1 protein-coding gene is annotated in these 1186 nt (G+C 42.0%); it reads left to right on the forward strand.

Going from position 1 to position 1186, the window contains the following annotated elements:
* A partial coding sequence (locus AB4653_RS26480) for a LamG-like jellyroll fold domain-containing protein (RefSeq protein ID WP_372105714.1) occupies positions 1-1186 on the forward strand: 1186 nt, incomplete at both ends.

Genomic DNA, 1186 nt, shown 5'->3' on the forward strand with positions numbered 1-1186 from the left:
CTAGAGAATGATGTTCAGGAATCTTTAAAGTATAAATCCCATTATGGACATGATTTTGACTTTGCTGAAGACGATTTCACACTATCACTGAAAGTGAAACCTAATGTAAAACTAGAACATCCGATAGATTTGGTTAGCAAAGGTATTTGGAGTGATGGTTTCCACCTAAAGTTAACCAAAGAGGGAGCTATTGAGTGGTTTATGATTTCACGCCAACTAGCAACTTATGCTGGTGGAAGTGACTTAAGAAAGGTATCTGTTACAACCAAAGAGGCACTTAACCTAAGTCAGTGGAATACCGTTGCTGTACGTGTTGACCGTAATACCCAAAAAGTTTCTATTTGGCTTAATGGTAAGCAAGCGACACTAGTTGACGCTTACAACAATAAAGCTGAAGTTGACGATATTAAACTTACTGACGGCTATGCCGGTGTTTGGGGTGCGGGTAGCCGTTTAGATGCAGGAACAAGTCAAGGGTTGATTATTGCCAAGCCTTGGATGGACGCAGGTAAAGACGCAACGGCCAACCTTGAATCTGAGCAAATAGCCGGTAATTTCTTAGTTGATAACATTGAGATGCGCTCTTTTGCTTTGTCTGATGGTGAGATGAAAGATCTTGCGAATGACAACCTAAAGTATGCACATACACCACGCCCATATAATGGACAGTCACTTCCATTTAATGGTAATCAGACGTTTACATGGAAATTATCTAAATCTAGTGCTTACAAAGTGTATACCAGTACAGATAATAGCACTTGGTTAGAAGTTCAATCAGGTGCTAGTTCTGCTGTTTCAGGTTCACACACTGTCAATCTAGACCCAGCAAGCGATGTTTTATATTGGCGCGTTGATGTTGATGGTAAAAAGGGGAGCGTATGGTCTGTTCGTAACGCACTAAAAGCGGGCGTGCAGAATGTTTCCTTCAGTTACGCTGAAGAAAATGCCGGCGCTAAGTACCCAGCGTGTAAAGTAAGTAAGAGTGAACCTTGCTTGTTTGGTTGGGGCAATAGCAATAGAACTGACCAATTTAAGAACACTTGGACGCAAAACCCAGCAGGTACCACTAACTGGGAGGGGCATATTTACTTGGGGGGGGATGAGAAAAAGTCAGAGGTTTCTGTTACGGCTCAAAGTGGCAAAGATTGGAAAACAGTCCGCTTTAGAACTGCTGTTATTGGAAAAG

This window comes from Vibrio sp. 10N.222.48.A3, from assembly GCF_041475345.1.
In the GTDB taxonomy this organism is placed as follows: Bacteria; Pseudomonadota; Gammaproteobacteria; order Enterobacterales; family Vibrionaceae; genus Vibrio; species Vibrio tasmaniensis_A.